The organism is Mycobacterium sp. 050134, from assembly GCF_036409085.1.
Lineage (GTDB): Bacteria > Actinomycetota > Actinomycetes > Mycobacteriales > Mycobacteriaceae > Mycobacterium.
In genome coordinates, this window is record NZ_JAZGLV010000080.1 from 1 (window position 1) to 427 (window position 427).

Here is a 427-nt window from a genome sequence, read left to right on the forward strand (position 1 = left end):
CCCAAGGACAGGGTCAGCGACGGCAGGCCCGGCAGCGTGATCGGCGGCAGACCTGGGATCGTAATGCTGCCCGTCAGCAACGCGTTGAGGGCGGCGTTGATGTCAGCACCGATGTTCGGCAGCGTCAAAGGCGGCAGCGCCGGGAAGGTGAACGGCGGCAGACCCGGCAACGCCAGGCTGCCCGACAACGCCGCGTTCAACGCCGCATTCAGCGACGCACCCAACCCGTTCAGCGACGCACTCAGCGAGCCACTGATCCCGTTGAGCGCCGCGCTGAGCTCAACACCCAGGTTGCCCAGGTTGGGGAACGACGGGAAGGTGATGGGCGGCAGCGCCGGGAACGAGATCGGCGGCAGACCCGGCAACGCCAGGTTCCCCGACAACAGCGCATTCAACGCCGCGTTGATGTCAGCACCAATATTCGGCA

General features: G+C 66.5%; 1 pseudogene. It reads right to left on the minus strand.

Going from position 1 to position 427, the window contains the following annotated elements:
* A pseudogene (locus SKC42_RS27485) lies at positions 1-427 on the minus strand (hypothetical protein); the annotation flags it as partial.